This is a genomic window from Pseudomonas cichorii (assembly GCF_019719005.1).
Lineage (GTDB): Bacteria > Pseudomonadota > Gammaproteobacteria > Pseudomonadales > Pseudomonadaceae > Aquipseudomonas > Aquipseudomonas cichorii_E.
On the sequence record NZ_JAIGPJ010000008.1, the window covers coordinates 31,626 to 45,412 of the forward strand.

The 13,787-nt window shown below is 57.2% G+C and carries 10 protein-coding genes; 6 read left to right on the forward strand and 4 right to left on the reverse strand.

Annotated elements, in window-relative coordinates:
- Positions 1 to 14 precede the first annotated feature (14 nt).
- Positions 15 to 923: a hypothetical protein gene (locus K5D32_RS08570; protein ID WP_260407313.1), complete on the reverse strand. Its 909-nt coding sequence runs from the start codon at positions 921 to 923 to the stop codon at positions 15 to 17.
- A 278-nt stretch (positions 924 to 1,201) separates the two neighbouring features.
- Here K5D32_RS08570 and K5D32_RS08575 point away from each other — a divergent pair, with 278 nt between their 5' ends.
- Entirely contained in the window at positions 1,202 to 1,888 is a 687-nt protein-coding gene (locus K5D32_RS08575; RefSeq protein WP_221599872.1) for a hypothetical protein, read from the forward strand.
- Positions 1,889 to 1,939: 51 nt separating this feature from the next.
- Here K5D32_RS08575 and K5D32_RS08580 read toward each other — a convergent pair whose 3' ends face one another.
- Positions 1,940 to 2,851 (reverse strand): hypothetical protein, encoded by a 912-nt coding sequence (locus K5D32_RS08580; protein ID WP_221599874.1) that lies wholly within the window; start codon positions 2,849 to 2,851, stop codon positions 1,940 to 1,942.
- A 305-nt stretch (positions 2,852 to 3,156) separates the two neighbouring features.
- Between K5D32_RS08580 and K5D32_RS08585 the strand changes: the two genes are divergently transcribed.
- The 3 genes from K5D32_RS08585 (at position 3,157) to K5D32_RS08595 (ending at position 7,699) form a co-directional block, all read left to right on the forward strand.
- Positions 3,157 to 6,264: a biosynthetic peptidoglycan transglycosylase gene (locus K5D32_RS08585; protein ID WP_221599876.1), complete on the forward strand. Its 3,108-nt coding sequence runs from the start codon at positions 3,157 to 3,159 to the stop codon at positions 6,262 to 6,264.
- Between the two features lie 71 nt (positions 6,265 to 6,335).
- Positions 6,336 to 6,932 carry a PadR family transcriptional regulator gene (locus tag K5D32_RS08590; RefSeq protein ID WP_221576116.1) on the forward strand — a complete coding sequence of 199 codons (597 nt, stop codon included), beginning with the start codon at positions 6,336 to 6,338 and terminating at the stop codon, positions 6,930 to 6,932.
- Entirely contained in the window at positions 6,929 to 7,699 is a 771-nt protein-coding gene (locus K5D32_RS08595) for a siderophore-interacting protein (RefSeq protein WP_221599878.1), read from the forward strand. The genes K5D32_RS08590 and K5D32_RS08595 overlap by 4 nt, the downstream gene beginning before the upstream one ends.
- 29 nt (positions 7,700 to 7,728) lie before the next feature.
- Here K5D32_RS08595 and K5D32_RS08600 read toward each other — a convergent pair whose 3' ends face one another.
- Both K5D32_RS08600 and K5D32_RS08605 read right to left on the reverse strand, forming a co-directional pair.
- On the reverse strand, positions 7,729 to 8,391 hold the full coding sequence (locus K5D32_RS08600; RefSeq protein ID WP_221576118.1) for a Pr6Pr family membrane protein: 663 nt from the start codon (positions 8,389 to 8,391) through the stop codon (positions 7,729 to 7,731).
- Between the two features lie 38 nt (positions 8,392 to 8,429).
- Positions 8,430 to 8,657 (reverse strand): VF530 family DNA-binding protein, encoded by a 228-nt coding sequence (locus tag K5D32_RS08605; RefSeq protein WP_025261551.1) that lies wholly within the window; start codon positions 8,655 to 8,657, stop codon positions 8,430 to 8,432.
- Between the two features lie 252 nt (positions 8,658 to 8,909).
- On the opposite strand from K5D32_RS08605, the gene K5D32_RS08610 reads away from it, so the two are divergent.
- Both K5D32_RS08610 and K5D32_RS08615 read left to right on the forward strand, forming a co-directional pair.
- Positions 8,910 to 10,940, forward strand: coding sequence for a TonB-dependent receptor (locus K5D32_RS08610; protein ID WP_221599975.1), 2,031 nt, complete (start codon positions 8,910 to 8,912; stop codon positions 10,938 to 10,940).
- Positions 10,941 to 11,288: 348 nt separating this feature from the next.
- Entirely contained in the window at positions 11,289 to 13,706 is a 2,418-nt protein-coding gene (locus K5D32_RS08615; RefSeq protein ID WP_221599880.1) for a glucose/quinate/shikimate family membrane-bound PQQ-dependent dehydrogenase, read from the forward strand.
- Positions 13,707 to 13,787: the final 81 nt, after the last annotated feature.

Genomic DNA, 13,787 nt, shown 5'->3' on the forward strand with positions numbered 1-13,787 from the left:
AACTTTCCTGTCGTTTAACTACCAGACCTGTTAACCAGCGAACGCTTGCAGATATGTCCGAAAGCGTACTCCTGCCGTTTATCGTCCAGGCTTTCAAGGAGTACATTATGTGCACTGTATTTCCCGACTTTATAACGGGTGCTCCATATATTGTTACCCGTACTCGGGTGAGCAAAATCCCCCGCAAGATCCCCGCCCTCACAGCGACCGAACTCGATAAACCTTGAAATTTTCCCGCGGCTATCAGAGGTGAGCACTTTATTGATCTCTGCATATCCTTCATGAGGCTCCAGCTTGAAATCCATGACACCTCCCGCCAATGGATAAGCCTTGCTATCGGTAAAGGTAGCCTCAAGCAATACCTTGGTATAAGCCTGAGTGGCCAGGAAGGAAGGCCTGGTCAATCCATAAGGAATTTTCAGGAAACCGCCTTCATCATGAAGGTCATACTGCATATAGGGATACGAACCCAACACCATGCGGTAGTCAGCTTTTTCAAAACTGGCACCCTCGGCAGCCATCACCCGGACATTGACCCGCGATCCAGGCTTCAAGTCTCGGATGGCTTGCGGCTCCCTATTCGTCTTGGGTTTCCAGTCGCCATGATCGACTTGATACTCGACCTTCCACATAGCACTTGATGCATCATAGTCAGGCGTCGCCAACAGTACATCCTGACCACGCAATGATATGAACCGATAGCGATGCACCGACGCGGCACTCTGCAATGTCTGATTGATCTGGTTAAGGCGGTCACCCAAAAAGGTTGAGGCCTGTCCTGAAACTTCCTGCACTTGCGGCGCTTGCCCGGCAGGTAAACCGGGAGACTTGGCTATCTCTTTAGTGTGCGCAAAGGACTGGCATGTCATCACTAAAGCGCCAGACATCAGGAAACGATAAAAAAACCTTTTATTCTTAGGCATGATAGCTCTCTCAATATTCCATTATTCATCCAGGGCTCTCTTGCCACTGACATGCAGGACATAATCATCAGGGGTCATGAAGATCAACCCTGGACAATATGAAAAAAGAAAACTCCTACAAAATATAAAACTCAACGCCAATCACCTCATCTGCAATAGATTTGAGAACAGCGTCTCACACAAACCTCCTCTCGGAACTTTCCCACAGCGTTATCAGGCCAAGTTTTACTTCCAGCGGCCGCTACTGATAGGGAGCCAATTCTATAAAGGAGCAAGACATGAATATCAGCAGCGTTGTATCAAATGCGGTGAAACCTCAACTGCCCTCTGTTCAACCCGGCCTTTCAACACCTGCAAAAACGGCTGTTTCAGAAGCGGAGCCCACCCTGAGTGCCAAAGAGGCACGAGCCAAAGAGTTTTATACGCGGGAGGAAGAGCCATGGAAGGGGAAATTCTATATATATAGTGATGACTTTATAAAGTCAGAAAAACGTCCCATGACCAAAGAACACTATCTAAAGCATCTAGAATCAAGTGCCTGGATCAACTTGACTGTCCAGCAAAGCTACTACGATAGTTTTAGAAAAGAGCTTATCGAGCTAAGGCCAGACCTGGCCAACAAAGGCTTCAGCTATACCTTGGGAGACGATGCCCAGATAAAAATAATCGCGACTGAAAACAGCCTGAGCGAGGATGAAATAAAGTGGCTTACAGACACACTCAACAATATTGAGGCCTTCAAAGAAAGCGTTCAGTCTCACGCAAAAGCCATGATGGCTCTTGTCGACCATGATACAGAAAGATTTGGCGGAAAATACATTCTGAATCTCATGAACTTTCAAGACACCATTGATTATGGAAAAATCGTAGCCGTCAGAAAAAATGACTTGAGCGAAGAGTGGATACGGCAGATTCATGAAAATGCAGAGAAACGAGAGCCCTCGTTGATTGATATCAGGGCTTGATTGATAAAGGGGTGATCTGCCGCCTTCAGACAGATCACCTTGCTTATACTCTCAGTTTCTGGACCAATTAATCAGCGTTCGCTTGCAGATATGCCCAAAAGCGTACACATGCGGTTTATCCGCCATGCTCCCCAGCAATACATTGACCGCACCGTACTTCCCGACAAGATATTGAGTACTCCAGGTATTGCGGCCATTGTGCTTATGAACGAAATTATCTGCATAGTTACCGCTCTCACAACGATCAAATTCGATAAGCTCGGAAATCCGGCCCTCTGCATCAGAGGTAAAGCTTTTAGGAATTGATTCAAGACCCTCATGGGGCTCCAACTCAAAATTCATCACCCCACCTTCCAACGGATAAGCCTTGCTATCGGTAAATGTCCCCTCAAGCAATGCCTTCGTAAAAGCCTGTGTGGCCAGGAAAGGCGGTTTGGTCAAGCCATAAGGTATTTTCAGCAAGCCCTCTTCGTCATGAAGGTCATAGCGCATATGGGGGTACGAGCCGAAAACGATGTTGTAGCCCGCTTTATCAAATCGGACTCCGTCAGAAGCCAGCACCCGAATATTGACCCGCGCTCCCGGTTTCAGACTCCGGAAGGCCTCAGGCCCGTCGTACTTCTTGAGCTGCCATGCTCCGCCATCGACCTGATATTCAATTTTCCATACCCGGTTCGAGATACCGCCTCCGGGCGTTGCAAGCAATACATCCTGCCCGCGAACGGCTGTAAAACTATAACGATCCACCGAGGTGACGCTCTGCAATATCTGTTCGATCTGATGAATGCGGTCGCTCAATACCGTAAACGTTTCACCGTCGATATCTTGTAACTGTTGCTCCTGCCCGGCAGTCGAAGCGGGAGGTTCGACAGTGCCCTCCGTCTGCGCCAGGGAGTGGCCTGAAAACGCCCATATAACCCCGGATAAAAACACAGGGTAAAACGAGTTCCTGTTTTTGTTCATGATAACTTCCTTGGTATTTTTTATTCAGGGCACCCTTGCCACTGACAAGCCGGACATAATCATCAAGCCCCATCAGGTTCAATCCCGAATAAAACAAAAGGAAAACTCCTACATATTTTAATTTCAGAAGTAACTTACGCCTTTCCGGGCAACATCCTTGCCCATCAATACAGATACCGTGAAGCAATCATCACGCCCTCTTTTGCCCGAAATGTCCCACACCCCAAGACATTTTTTCCCGCCGCCCCGGTCAGCGTCTAAGCTTGAGACAAGTGCGACTGATAGCGTGACCGGGCCAATCGATCATGGGCGTATTACGGCATTCCGATACCAGGCAAGGTGTGATTTCTGCTGAGCGTCAGGATGACCCTCCCATGTCCAGCCCTCCCCGGCGAAAGCGTTACGGGTGGAGGGTGTTCTGGGTTGTGGTGGTCATGGGTGGCGTTGCACTGGGGGCAGCCATTGCCGTCGAAAGCCGCAGTTCCAGGCTCCAGGCCAAGGAGTTCAGTCGCTTTGCTGCCAGCTTGAGTTACACCCTGGAGCCCGGTCCGAGCGATGCGGTGGTCTATCCCGGTGCGGGTCCGTTCGACAAGCGTCTGGGCTATTCGTCGATGGATGAGTTCCTGTCGCGTCTGCTCAAGCGCGACTATCTGATTACCCGCCAGACACGCTTTTCTCCCGAACTGTTGCGCTACAGCCAGCACGGTTTTTTCGTGCCTTACGAGGAGAAAATCCAGGCCGGCCTGTCGATCACCGATTGCCGTAGCGAGCCGCTGTATGAGTTTCGCTATCCGCAGCAACTCTACGCGGACTTCACCGCCATCCCGCCCTTGGTAGTGAACAGTCTTTTATTTATCGAGAACCGGGATCTGCTAGATGAACAGCAGCCGTTGGCCAACCCGGCCGTGGATTGGCCGCGCTTCGCCAAGGCTGCCCTTTCGCAGGTGGCCAAGATTTTTGCGATACCGGGTCAGTCGGCAGGCGGCAGCACCCTGGCGACGCAACTGGAAAAATATCGCCACTCGCCAGACGGCCTGACGCAATCGGGTTCGGAAAAGTTGCGGCAGATGATTTCTGCCAGTGTGCGGGCCTATCTGCCGGGCGAACAGACCTTGCAGGCGCGCCAGCATGTGGTGCGCGATTACCTCAACAGTGTGCCGTTATCTGCCGTACCCGGGCATGGCGAGGTTCATGGCATGGCCGAAGGTTTGCGGGTCTGGTTCGGTGCCGACTTCGTAAAAACCAATCAGATACTTGCCTCAGAGCCGAGCGACGCAAAAGGCCTGGCCGAAAAAGGTCTGGCACTGCGCGAAGTGTTATCGCTGGTCATCGCCCAGCGCCGTCCTTCGTACTATCTGACCAAGGGCCGACTGGAACTGGCGGACCTTACCGACAGCCATATCCGCTTGCTCGCCCAGGCCAAGGTCGTCGATGAGCCGCTGGCAAATGCCGCACTGGCCAGCACCGTCACCTACCGTGACTGGGTACAGCAACCGACGATCCAGCCCATCGAAACCAACAAGGGCATCAGCGTTGCGCGCAGTCGGTTGTCCAATCTGCTCAATCGCCCGCTTTATGATCTGGACCGGCTCGATCTGTCGGCCACCAGCACCTTGCAGGGCGAGCTGCAAAACAGCGTCAGCCAGTACCTGCGCGACCTGGCTAACCCGGAGTTCGCGGAAAAGATCGGTCTGTTCGGCGAGCGACTGCTGTCACCGGCCAGTACGGCTCAGGTGCGCTATAGCTTCACGTTGTTCGAGCGCGGCCCCGACGGTTCTCGGGTAAGGGTCCAGACCGACAGCACCGACCAGCCGTTCGACATCAACGAAGGCAGCAAGCTGGAACTGGGCTCCACTGCCAAGATGCGGGTACTGACCACCTACCTGGAGATCATCGCCGAACTGCACGGACGCTACGCCGCCACGAGCGTGGCAGAGTTGAGAAAGACGCCAGTGGAAGAACCCGACCGACTGACCCGCTGGGCCGTGGATTACCTGATACAGAACAAGGACCGGGACCTGTCGAAAATGCTCTCCGCGGCACTGGATCGGCAGTACTCGGCCAGCCCCGGAGAAAGCTTTTTTACCGGCGGAGGCCTGCATCGTTTCAACAATTTTCGCCGCGAAGACAACGAGCGGATTCCGACCCTGCGCGAGTCCTTGCGCGAGTCGATCAACCTGCCGTTCATTCGTCTGATGCGCGATCTGGTGCGCTACAGCACCTATCAGGCACCGAACAACAGCGCCGCGTTGCTCAAGGACGACAACAACCCGCGCCGTCAGGAATACCTGAGCCAGTTTGCCGATCGAGAAGGCACGGTTTTCCTGCTCAAGTTCTGGAAGCGCTACAAGGACAAACCCACTCAGGAACGGCTGGACACCTTTCTCGATGGCATCCATCCCACCGCAATCCGCCTGGCGGCGGTGCATCGCTATCTGTTGCCGGGTGCCGATCAGGAAGCCTTCAATGCCTTTGTCCGCGCTCATCTGGTCGATGCCGCAACCAGCCCGAAACTTACCGACAAGCGCCTGGCCGAGCTGTACAAGAACTACGGGCCTGGTGCCTACGACTTGCCGGATCAGGGCTATATCGCTCGTGTCCATCCTCTGGACCTGTGGCTGCTCGGCTACTTGCTCAAATACCCCGAAGCGCAGTTCAAGGATGCGGTTGCCGCCAGCCGTCATGAACGCCAGGAAGTCTATGGGTGGCTGTTCAAGAGCCGACACAAGAGCGCTCGGGACAGCCGCATCCGCACGATGATGGAAGTCGAGGCGTTTCTGGATATCGAACAGCGCTGGCAGCGGGTGGGTTATCCGTTCGATCATCTGGTGCCCTCACTGGCGACGGCCATCGGCAGCTCGGGCGACCGTCCTGCGGCATTGGCCGAGCTGATCGGCATCATCCAGAACGATGGCATCCGCCTGCCTGCCCTGCGCATCGACAGCCTGCATTTTGCTGCTGGCACGCCTTATGAAACCGTGCTGGCCAGCAACCCGGAGCTGGGCAAGCGCGTGCTGCCTTCCGAAGTGGCAGCCGCCATGCGCGAAGCGCTGTCGCAGGTGGTGGATGGCGGTACGGCAAAGCGTGTGCAAGGCACTTTCAAACTGCAGGACGGCAGCATCCTGGCCATGGGAGGCAAGACGGGCACCGGCGACAACCGTATCGAAAGCATTGGTGCGGGTGGACGGGTGATCAGTTCGCGCGCCATCAACCGCACAGCCACTTTTGTGTTCTACCTCGGTGAAAACCACTTCGGCACCCTGACCGCTTTTGTCCCTGGCCGCGCCGCAGAAGGTTTCAGGTTTACCTCGGCCTTGCCGGTGCAAGTGCTCAAGGGTATGGCTCCCATTCTTGTGCCCTATCTGGAAAATGGCGGGCATGCCATGTGCGGTGCGCCCTCTCCAAGCGCATGAGACCGTTCGTCTGTATCTCTTTGCGAAACATTTAAGATATATCTTAAGGTATATCTAAATCGTAACGAGAGATGAAGAGAATGCGTGATGACCCTCACCGCCCCCACGACCGTCCACTGCTTCGCGAATATGGCGATGGCCGCGATGGATTTGAAAAACGCCCAGGCCGTGAACGCGGCGGACGTGGCCCCCGAGTGTTCGCGCCCGGCGACTTGAAGCTGTTGCTGCTGGCCTTGATTGCCGAACAGCCTTGCCATGGCTATGACCTGATCCGCCAGATCGAAGGCATGTTCGACGGTGCTTACAGCCCAAGCCCAGGCGTGATCTATCCCACCCTGACCTTTCTTGAAGAAAGCGAACTGGTCCTTGGCGATGCCCAAGGCGGCAAGAAGCTCTACACCATCACGGCTGCCGGTCTGGAGTCGCTGACTGAACAGGCCGTTGCGCTCGATGGCGTAAGAATGCGGATCGAAGTCAGCAAGCGCTCCCTGCGCGGCCATGACCGTCCACCGGAAATCCATGAAGCGGTGCATAACCTGCGTCACGCGCTGCAGATGCACCATGGCCGCTGGAGCCCGGAGGAAATTCTTCGCGTTCGCGACCTGCTCAATGAGACTGCCAAATCCATCGTTGATGGCCCCCAATCTGTGTCGGAGAAGTCCGTATGAATTCGCAGCAATCGATCCATCGCGTCAACCATGAAATCCGCATGCGCAAGCTTGAAGTCCTGCGTGTCGCCGAGCTGACCCCGCTGATGCGTCGCGTCACCCTGCACGGGCCGCAACTGGCGGGCTTCATCAGCCTGGGCACCGATGACCACGTAAAGCTGTTGTTCGCCCAGACACCCGAAGAGCAAACGGCGCTGGACAACTTCACACCCGGCAGCAGCGGCGATGGCCCACGCCCTGCCATGCGCGACTACACGCCGCGTCGTTACGACGAAGCCACAGGCGAACTGGATATCGATTTCGTCCTGCACGGTGACGGCCCTGCCGCGACTTGGGCGGCGCAGGCCGAGCCGGGGCAGTTCCTGCATATAGCAGGCCCACGCGGCTCGATGGTGGTGCCGGATATCTTCGACAGCTATCTGCTGATCGGTGACGAAACCGCCATCCCGGCCATTGCCCGACGCCTGGAGTCGCTGCCGGCGAATCGCAGCGCCCGGGTGGTAATCGAGATTGCCAACAAGGATGAGCAACAGGCTCTCGCAAGCCAGGCAAAGGTGGATGTCACCTGGGTCGTGCGCGACGAACAGAACCTGCTGGAAGTTGCCCGCGGCCTGGAAATACCGGCAGGCAAGCTCTACGCCTGGGTCGCCACCGAAGCGGCCTTGTCACGCAAGATCCGCCGTGTGCTGCTGGACGAATTCGGGCTTGATGAGGGGTTCGTCAAGGCGGCTGGTTACTGGCGTCTGGATGAGAATGACGAAGGCTGATCAGGCTGCCTCTTCGCGAATGAACGCACTCATCGAAGCGTTCTTTCGCGAAACCCTTTATCAATCCCCAGCAAAACCAGCGCAATCACTACAAACCCCAACAGCACGCCACCCGCATTGATAAAGGCCTGCGCATACCCGAGCGTGCCGACATCGATGAAGGGGTACATGTAATCCCCCAATGCATCGCCGCGCAGCAGGACATAGCCGAAGTAGAGGATCGGGTACAGCGTCCACAGCAGCACATGGTTAAAACGCAGCCTGCCTCTGGGCACATACAGCCACCAATACACCACGAAGATCAGCGGCATGACGTCGTGCAGCAATTCGTCCGCGACCCACTGCCAGCCTTGTGGTTGCCACAGATGGCGCAGCAGCAGGTTATAGGCGATACCTACCAGCGCAATGCTGGCAGCAATGCCGCCGCACACGACCGGATTGCGAAAGAAATCATGCCCGCGGGACTGGCGGTGACTCAATGCACAGGTGAGCGCCACCGCGACCAGCGTGTTGCTCAAGACCGTAAAGAAGCTGAAAAAACGAACCAGACCACCCAGCAGGCTGGCCTGATCGGCCCAGCGCGCCCAGAAAATCAGATACATCTGGATAGCCAGGCCGGACCAGCCCAGGCAGGCGGCAACAAGCGTGTAGCGACGCTGTCCCTGCGTCAGTTGCGGATGTTCGCTGTGCATCGTTTGATCCTTGAAGGCCAGCGTCCATGCCGAGTGTCTTACCAGCCCTTGCTGCGATGCAGCTTCACGTACAGCGCTTCCACTTTCTCGCGAGCCCAGGGCGTCTTGCGCAGAAAAGTCAGGCTGGACTTGATACTCGGATCACTCTTGAAGCAGCGAATATCGATGCGCTCAGACAAACCGGACCATTGATAGTGCTCGACCAGAGCCTTGAGGATCTGTTCCAGCGTGACGCCGTGCAGAGGGTCGTTCTGGGTTGTTGTCATGACTGACCTTGAAGCTTGATGAATGCGAAGGTGCGCACCTTAGACGAGTCATCAGAAGGTAGGAAGAGCTTAGCGTGAGATGACCGAAGTTTCGTTGGCTCCGACCACAGGAAAGCTTCAGAGCACCTGGCAGAAAGTTCCCCTTCTCAAGCCAAAAAGAGATGTTATATTGTAACTATAGATTACACACCCACACTGCTCTCGACCTGGGGCTCTGCTACACGCCCCGCCAAGGAAATCACCATGTCATCGATGCACCGCAACCTGCTCTGGCGCCTGACGCCACTGGCAACCGCTCTGCTGCTTGCCGCTCCTGCCCATGCAGCCGAAAGCCTTGAGCTGCAACCTCAGGTCATCACGGCCAACCCGCTGGGCAGCGATCAACTGGCAACGCCGACAACGGTTCTGGAAGGCGATGCCCTGACCCTTGAGCAGAAAGGCAGCCTGGGTGAAACCCTGAACAAGCAGCCTGGCGTTTCTTCGTCTTATTTCGGCCCGGGCGCTAGCCGCCCGATCATTCGCGGCATGGACGGTGACCGGATTCGCATTCTGCGCAACGGCGTAGGCGCGCTGGATGCTTCGTCCCTGTCCTACGACCACGCCGTCCCGCTGGACCCGGTGAATGTCGACCGTGTGGAAATCGTGCGTGGCCCGACGGCTTTGCTCTATGGCGGCAGCGCCATCGGCGGCGTGGTCAACACCTTCGATAACCGCATCCCCACCGAAGCCATCGAAGGCATTCACGGTGCTGGCGAGTTGCGTTACGGCGGTGCCGATACCACCCGCAGCAGCGCGGGCAAACTGGAAGCCGGCAACGGGCAGTTCGCCTTGCATATCGATGCCAACGCCCGTGAGTTCAATGACCTGCGCATCCCGGGATACGCCCGCACCCGCGAATTGCGTTCACAAGGCAGCGAAGACGGTGACAAGAACAAACGCCTGAGCAACAGCGATGGACGCCAGGACGGCGGCGCCGTCGGCGGCTCTTACACCTGGGATGACGGCTATGCGGGCGTGTCGTACAGCAACTACGACTCCAACTACGGCTCACCCGCCGAGCAGGACGTGCGTATCCGCATGCAGCAGGAGCATTACGCTTTTGCGTCCGAGATCCGCAATCTGTCCGGGCCTTTCACGTCGGTCAAACTGGACGCGGGCTACACCGACTATGAACACCGCGAGATCGAAGGCGGCGAAGTCGGCACCACCTTCAAGAACAAGGGTTACGAAGCCCGCATCGAAGCTCGTCATCAACCCATCGGGCCAGTCAATGGCGTGGTGGGCGCACAGATAACCCGCAGCGAGTTTTCTGCCCTGGGTGAAGAGGCCTTCGTGCCGCAGACCGATACCGATGCTGGCGCGCTGTTCATTCTTGAAGAACTGCAAGCCACCGAGCGCTTGAAGCTGAGCCTGGGCGGACGTATCGAACACACTACGGTCAATCCCGATGCTCAGGGCAAGGATCGTTTCGCTGCCGCCGACAACTCCAGCAAGTTCACGGCGGGCAGCCTGTCGTCGGGCGCGGTCTACACCCTGACGCCGGTCTGGTCCCTGGCGGCAACGCTGGGTTACACCGAGCGGGCGCCGACCTTCTATGAGCTGTATGCCAATGGCGCTCACGTGGCCACCGGCACTTACGAGCGTGGCAATGCCGACCTGTCGAAAGAGAAAGCGGTTTCCAGCGATCTGGCCCTGCGCTTCGACAATGGCACCCACAAAGGCAGCGCGGGTGTTTTCTACAGCCACTTCTCCAACTACATCGGCTTGCTGGGCAGTGGTCGTACCGTCGATGACGACGGACAGGACGATGCCAACGGCATCCCGGAATTCAACTACGCTGGCGTTCGTGCGCGCTTCAGCGGTTTCGAGGCCCAGGACCACTGGAAGCTGGGTGAAAACCGCTATGGCAGCCTGGCACTGGAACTGTCCGGTGACTACACCCGCGCCACGAATCTGGATACCGGCGAAGCCTTGCCCCGTATCGCACCCTTGCGTCTGAACAGTGGCCTGCTGTGGGAACTGGACAAGTGGCAGGCTCGCCTCGATATCGAGCATGCCAGCGCTCAGCGTCGAGTCCCGGATAACGAATCCACGACCGATGGTTACACCACGCTGGGAGCCAGTGCCGGTTACCGCTTCAATCTGGGCAGCAGCCAATGGCTGGCTTTCGTCAATGGCGAGAACCTGACCAACCAGACCGTGCGCTACGCCAGCTCGATCCTGCGGGATATCGCACCGGCCCAGGGCCGTAGCGTGCAAGTCGGCTTACGCACCACCTTCTGACCCCTCGTGGAAAAGCGCCTGCGTGCAATGCGCAGGCGCTTGCGAGCAGCACTGTTGCCAATGGCGCAACAGTGCCTGTCAGGTTTGTGTCTGGTCAATAATTAGTTAGCTCCCTATCATTCTCTACCCTGGCCTGACGTCGTACGCCATCGGGCAGTACGTGTCATCGCCATTTCAATGCACGAACGCCAGCCATGGCGGTCTACGCCTCAATGCCGCTTTCTGACCAATGGTTGATATCGGCTGTCGGAAATTCGTTTCAAGAACTAGCGTTCAAAAACATGACGCCAACGTGCGATGCGCACAACAGCGTCAATAAAACATTCAATCGTCACGGAGATTCGCATTATGAGCACTGAAGGTGCTTTGAGTAGAAATCGCCTGTTACCCACATTGCTCGGTCTGGTGATCGCGCTGATGGGACTGGTCCTCTTGGTTGGCGGCCTCAGACTGATGCAACTGGATGGTTCGCTCTACTACCTGCTGGCAGGCATCGGTTTTACAGTCACCGGCGTGCTGCTCATCCTGGGACATCGCTCCGCCCTTGGCCTGTATGCGCTTCTGTTGTTTGCGAGCACGGTCTGGTCCTTATGGGAAGTCGGCCTCGACTGGTGGCAACTGGTGCCACGTCTGGCGCTCTGGTTCGCACTGGGTATCGTCCTGCTGTTGCCATGGTTTCGTCGGCCTCTGCTGCGTGGCGAACCTGCCCGCCTGGGCACAGGAGCCCTGACGGTCGCGGTCGTGCTAGCAGGCCTGACCGCACTGGCCAGCCAGTTCACAAATCCCGGTCGTATCGAAGGACAACTGGATCGCGAAACAGCAGGCACCACCAACACCGCTCCTGCCATGCCCGATGGCGACTGGCAGTCCTATGGCCGTACCGGCTTCGGCGACCGCTACTCGCCACTGGCCCAGATCACGCCACAGAACGTCAACACCCTGGTGCCCGCCTGGACCTATCGCACCGGCGACATCCCAGGACCGAACGATCCGGGAGAAACCACAGCCGAAAATACACCGCTCAAAGTCAACGGCATGTTGTACGTGTGTACACCGCATAGCCAGGTGATCGCCCTGGACCCGGACAGCGGCAAGGAAATCTGGCGCTTCGATCCGAAGATCAGCACCCAGAACGCCGCCAACTTCAAAGGCTGGGCTCACATGACCTGCCGTGGCGTCTCGTATCACGATGACGCCGCCTATGCCGCGAGCGACCCTGCTCAAAGCCCGGCCACACCGGCTGCCGGAAGCAATGCCGTCAATGCATGCCCGCGCCGTATCTTCCTGCCTACTGCCGACACCCGTCTGATCGCTCTGAACGCCGATACCGGCAAGATGTGTGAAGACTTCGGCAACAAAGGCTCGATCGATCTGAGCGCCAATATCGGCACCTTCGCGCCGGGCGGTTACTACTCCACGTCGCCGCCAGCGGTGACCAGGGATCTGGTGGTGATTGGCGGCCATGTCACCGATAACGTTTCCATCGACGAGCCTTCGGGCGTCATCCGTGCCTACGACGTTCACACCGGCCGCCTGGTCTGGAACTGGGACAGCGGTAACCCGGACGATACGACACCTATCGCCGAAGGCAAGACCTACACCCGCAACTCGCCGAACATGTGGTCCATGTTCAGCGTCGATGAAAAGCTGGGCATGCTCTACCTGCCGATGGGCAATCAGATGCCTGATCAGTGGGGCGGCAACCGCACGCCAGCCTCGGAGAAATACAGCGCAGGCCTGGTAGCGCTGGACATCGCCACCGGTAAAGTGCGCTGGAATTACCAGTTTACCCATCACGATTTGTGGGACATGGATGTGGGCGGTCAACCGACGCTCATGGACATGAAAACCGCCGATGGCGTCAAACCGGCAGTGCTGGCTTCGACCAAGCAAGGCAGCATCTATGTGCTGGACCGCAGCAACGGCCAGCCCATTGTGCCGATCAATGAAGTACCAGTACCGCAAGGCGCAGTCGAAGGGGATCACACCTCGCCGACCCAGCCCAAGTCCGACCTGAACTTCATGCCACCGCCCCTCAAGGAACGTGACATGTGGGGCGTAACGCCATTCGATCAGATGCTGTGCCGGATCGATTTCAAATCCTTGCGCTACGAAGGTCCCTTCACTCCGCCATCGCTGCAGGGCTCGATCGTTTATCCAGGCAACTTCGGTGTGTTCGACTGGGGTGGTATCTCGGTTGACCCGGTTCGTCAGATCGCGTTCGTCAACCCGAGCTACATGGCGTTCCGCTCGAAACTGGTGCCGGCGGCCGAGGTTGAAGCCGGGCCGGGTCGCAAGAGCGAAACCGAAGGCGTGCAACCCAATAAGGGCGCACCTTATGGCGTGATCCTCGAAGCGTTGCTCTCGCCAATGGGCCTGCCTTGCCAGGCGCCAGCATGGGGTTATGTGGCAGCCGTGGACCTGACCAACCACAAGACCATCTGGATGCACAAGAACGGCACCGTGCGTGACAGCTCGCCGGTCCCGATTCCCCTGACCATGGGCGTTCCAAGCCTGGGCGGCACCTTCACCACCGCCAGCGGCGTGGCTTTCCTGAGCGGCACTCTGGATCAGTACCTGCGCGCCTACGACGTCCGTAACGGCAAGCAGTTGTGGGAAGCACGCCTGCCCGCAGGTGCCCAGACCACACCGATGACTTATACCGGCAAGGACGGCCAGCAATATGTGCTGGTGGTAGCCGGAGGTCACGGCTCACTGGGGACCAGACAAGGCGACTATGTGATGGCGTTCAAACTGCCGAAGTGATGTTTCGCTGAAGCAATAAAAAAGGAAGGGTCCCCGCGGGGGGGGCCCGTTTTTTTTTTGTCTCCCCCGACGTGGTGGACC

Excerpts from the sequence above, each read along its gene's own strand:
- K5D32_RS08610 (WP_221599975.1), top strand. The coding sequence starts at position 8,910 with ATGCACCGCAACCTGCTCTGGCGCCTGACGCCACTGGCAACCGCTCTG.
- K5D32_RS08615 (WP_221599880.1), top strand. The coding sequence starts at position 11,289 with ATGAGCACTGAAGGTGCTTTGAGTAGAAATCGCCTGTTACCCACATTG.
- K5D32_RS08585 (WP_221599876.1), top strand. The coding sequence starts at position 3,157 with ATGGGCGTATTACGGCATTCCGATACCAGGCAAGGTGTGATTTCTGCT.
- K5D32_RS08600 (WP_221576118.1), bottom strand. The coding sequence starts at position 8,391 with ATGCACAGCGAACATCCGCAACTGACGCAGGGACAGCGTCGCTACACG.
- K5D32_RS08590 (WP_221576116.1), top strand. The coding sequence starts at position 6,336 with ATGAAGAGAATGCGTGATGACCCTCACCGCCCCCACGACCGTCCACTG.
- K5D32_RS08595 (WP_221599878.1), top strand. The coding sequence starts at position 6,929 with ATGAATTCGCAGCAATCGATCCATCGCGTCAACCATGAAATCCGCATG.
- K5D32_RS08570 (WP_260407313.1), bottom strand. The coding sequence starts at position 923 with ATGCCTAAGAATAAAAGGTTTTTTTATCGTTTCCTGATGTCTGGCGCT.
- K5D32_RS08605 (WP_025261551.1), bottom strand. The coding sequence starts at position 8,657 with ATGACAACAACCCAGAACGACCCTCTGCACGGCGTCACGCTGGAACAG.
- K5D32_RS08580 (WP_221599874.1), bottom strand. The coding sequence starts at position 2,851 with ATGAACAAAAACAGGAACTCGTTTTACCCTGTGTTTTTATCCGGGGTT.
- K5D32_RS08575 (WP_221599872.1), top strand. The coding sequence starts at position 1,202 with ATGAATATCAGCAGCGTTGTATCAAATGCGGTGAAACCTCAACTGCCC.